Source organism: Bacillus sp. FF-1 (genome assembly GCF_028548245.1).
Lineage (GTDB): Bacteria > Bacillota > Bacilli > Bacillales > Bacillaceae_G > Bacillus_A > Bacillus_A paranthracis.
Map to the genome: position 1 here is coordinate 1 of NZ_JAQQGG010000025.1, position 3,439 is coordinate 3,439.

General features: G+C 35.3%; 2 protein-coding genes, 3 rRNA genes and 1 pseudogene. 2 read left to right on the plus strand and 4 right to left on the minus strand.

Going from position 1 to position 3,439, the window contains the following annotated elements; all coding sequences use genetic code 11:
* Window positions 1–110 (minus strand): 16S ribosomal RNA (locus PQF83_RS28345); the annotation flags it as partial.
* Between the two features lie 314 nt (window positions 111–424).
* Here PQF83_RS28345 and PQF83_RS28350 point away from each other — a divergent pair.
* Window positions 425–1,216 (plus strand): sulfotransferase family 2 domain-containing protein, encoded by a 792-nt coding sequence (locus PQF83_RS28350; protein WP_000460200.1) that lies wholly within the window; start codon window positions 425–427, stop codon window positions 1,214–1,216.
* Window positions 1,217–1,302: 86 nt separating this feature from the next.
* On the opposite strand, the gene PQF83_RS28355 is transcribed toward PQF83_RS28350, so the two are convergent.
* Window positions 1,303–2,235: a DMT family transporter gene (locus PQF83_RS28355; protein WP_001998796.1), complete on the minus strand. Its 933-nt coding sequence runs from the start codon at window positions 2,233–2,235 to the stop codon at window positions 1,303–1,305.
* 109 nt (window positions 2,236–2,344) lie between these two features.
* Between PQF83_RS28355 and PQF83_RS28360 the strand changes: the two are divergent.
* Window positions 2,345–2,937, plus strand: a pseudogene (locus tag PQF83_RS28360) (RNA-guided endonuclease TnpB family protein); the annotation flags it as partial.
* A 218-nt stretch (window positions 2,938–3,155) separates the two neighbouring features.
* Here the strand turns inward: PQF83_RS28360 and rrf are convergent.
* A 5S ribosomal RNA gene (gene rrf, locus PQF83_RS28365) occupies window positions 3,156–3,271 on the minus strand.
* Between the two features lie 49 nt (window positions 3,272–3,320).
* Window positions 3,321–3,439: ribosomal RNA gene (locus PQF83_RS28370) — 23S ribosomal RNA — on the minus strand; the annotation flags it as partial.

Consider the following 3,439-nt stretch of genomic DNA (forward strand, 5'->3'; position numbering starts at 1 on the left):
CCGTCCGCCGCTAACTTCATAAGAGCAAGCTCTTAATCCATTCGCTCGACTTGCATGTATTAGGCACGCCGCCAGCGTTCATCCTGAGCCAGGATCAAACTCTCCAATAAAGTTAGTTTGTCTAGCACCATAAAATAAAAATTGACGTTTCACGTTGTTTGTTTCGTTCAGTTTTCAAAGAACTTGTCTGTCGCTCATTTGCGACTTCCTTATGTTAACATTTTCATCTTTCAATGTCAACTAAGTTTTTTATTTCGTTTGTCGCTTTCGACGTTGTTGTCATCGGCGACTTGTTCTATATTACACCCCTATTCAATAATAGTCAATATTAATCTTTCACTTTTTTAGAAAAGATGAAACAGCTACTCATATTCCTCTTTATTTTTCATACATATAATTAAAATACCTGAAAGGGGTGTAGAGATTGTTCGATCCTTCCTTATTACATATCGTCAACGCCCATTCAAGAAACCCACATTATCATAAGAATTTTCCTATCATTCTATTTTGGAGCCAAAAAAGTGGTTGTACTTCTCTTGCTAAGTGGTTTTTTTATCAGATTGACTTATTACAGACAGCTCTAAATTATAGTCCTTTCATTCATAATTATGAATATGACATATACAAAAGTACACCTGCCTATAGTGTTCGACTAGGTATAGCATTACGCGAAAAACAAAAAGAAACTTTTAAGCTTGTTCGTAACCCTTATAGACGAGCAGTGAGCTCTTTCGTATCCTTAATCGCACCTCCCTATATAGAAAATCCCGAATGGAAGCCCATCCGAAAGTTTTTATATCAAGATGAAAACTCCTCCAAAGGCCTCTCATTTAAACAATTTCTATACTATCTATTCATTAATGATGCTCAAGGAAATGATATTAACCCGCATTTCACACAACAATATATAGCTGGTGAAGAAGAATATGTGACCAATTATATATACTTAGAAAACTTCGATCAGGATATGAAAGCATTAGAAAAGCGTTTCGAATTAAAAACTGCACCAATAAATGAGTTCTCAATATCATGGCATCATCAAACTCCCGCCATGATTTATAAAGGGAATTTTAGCGAAGCCGATATTACTGACCCTTTATTTCCTCGCTACCCCACTTTCGAAAGTTTTTATGATACCGAATGTATACAACTCGTTCAAACAATATTTCAAAATGATTTCAATACGTATAAATATAGTAGAGAATACCTATACTGATTTCAATCTATTATCTTTGCCAAATAAAAAAACACCTAATATATATAAGGTGTTTTTTTATATTTAAACTATATACAATATGTTACTTAGCATTCCTTACTATTCAAGTTATTCTTCTTTAATAACTTACTTATCTTTTGTCTATCTGCCCATCCTACTCCTATTAAGACTAAACTTCCTCCTATTACTATCTTCCAAGTTAAAGACTCATCTAATAAAGCAATTGAAGCAACAATACTTATTAACGGTAATGCATTTAAATATAACCCACTTACTGATGCCGAGACTGTCTCTAGTGCTCTATTCCAAAACCAATACGCTAAAATTGTTGCGCCTATAACAAGATACATTACACTAAATCCAGTCTTCCATGTTTCGATTTCTGGGAAACCATAGTAAAAAGTTTCTACCATTGCAAATGGTAATAAAATAACAGCTCCAATAATTAAAGTTAATGTTGTAAAAACCTTGTTTGATAAATACTGTTCTTGTTTTGGTCTTTTCAACAATACTGTATAGAAAGCAAATAAGAAAGTGCTTAATAAAATAAGGGTATCTCCTATTAAAGATACTTCTTGATTACCGTTACTAGATGGGATAGTAATAAGAAGTACTCCAGCAGCTCCCAATACAATGCCGATCCAATAATTAAGCTGAATTTTTTCTTTCAAAAAGATCGCTGAAAAAAGAATTGTAACTAACGGTAAAGCAGCATCAATAATACTAACATGTAATCCACTTGTTAAAGAAATACCGTAGGATGTGAACATAAAGTAACCAGCTACACCAGTAAAAGATAGTAAACTCATTCTTTTCCACGGCACTTGTTTATGTACAACCGATTTTTTTAATTGTTTAAATGAAAATAGCAAACAAATTCCACCAGCGAAGAAAAGGCGAATAAATAACAAAGTAAATGGCTGAATAACTTCTAACGCCCACTTTGTTGGCGCAATGGCTGTCCCCCATAATATAACAGCCACTAATAACATGCATATTTCTTTCATAATCCCCCACACCCATCAATAATATATATTAATTACCTTAATTATAGATTTTTTGATGAATGAAATCCTTTAAAAATGAAAAGATATTGTATAAATTGAAACTTTAATCAGCGGGGGTTCACTTCAGCGCATGTCACATAGCTCAAAAGCGTTGCGAAATGTTGGCTTGTACACGATGAAACAAAGTTACTTAAACAATAACAGGATGGCTACTGTAAAAGAAGTAGATACTGCCATGCAAGCCAATACGAATGATTGGGGCGTTCAATCAAATTCTATTCAAGCGATTCACAGAGCCTTATATGCAGAAGTGAAGAGCTTTTTTAAAGCGTTGGAACAATGTAAGAAAAATCCTGAGCAGTTCACAGGGCGTCCGAAGTTTCCAAATTATTCTCGTTCCACTGACAAACGAATCATTGAAATCTATCAAGTCCCTAAAGTGGATAATAACGGGTATTGGATGGTTCCGATGAATGTGGCATTCAAAAAAAATTGGGTTCCATTAAAATACGTATGCCGAAAAATTTAAGACATAAAAAAATCTTCTACATTGAGATTGTACCGAAGCAAAAAAGTCGGTTCTTTGAGGTGCATGATACATATGAAATGCATGTTTCTCAAATGAAGAAACCATCCACGACTACGAGTAACGCTTTGAATTGCGATTTAGGTGTAGATAGATTAGTAAGTTGCGTGACAAATCGTGGGGTAGCATAAATGCTAGAGCGTCAAACTGTCTAGCGATAGACGAAAAGACCTAGCGCTCGAGCTCAAGCCCCCACTGAAAGGCTTTGTCTCACTGGGGGTAGTTGACTTTAAAACGTCTCCATTTCATCCTTTTCTCTCATTAAGATTACTAAATTTACGGATTATGTCATTTGATATATATAAATAAACACAAAAAAACCTAAGTCGAAACGACTTAGGTTTTTGCTTGGCGACGTCCTACTCTCACAGGGACAAGGTCCCAACTACCATCGGCGCTAGAGAGCTTAACTTCCGTGTTCGGTATGGGAACGGGTGTGACCTCTCTGCCATCATCACCAAACTATTGAAGGCATATTCCTTCAAAACTAGATAACATTGCTACATATTATATGGTTAAGTCCTCGATCTATTAGTATTCGTCAGCTCCACATGTCACCATGCTTCCACCTCGAACCTATCAACCTGATCATCTTTCAGGGATCTTACTAGCTTACGCTATGGGAAATCT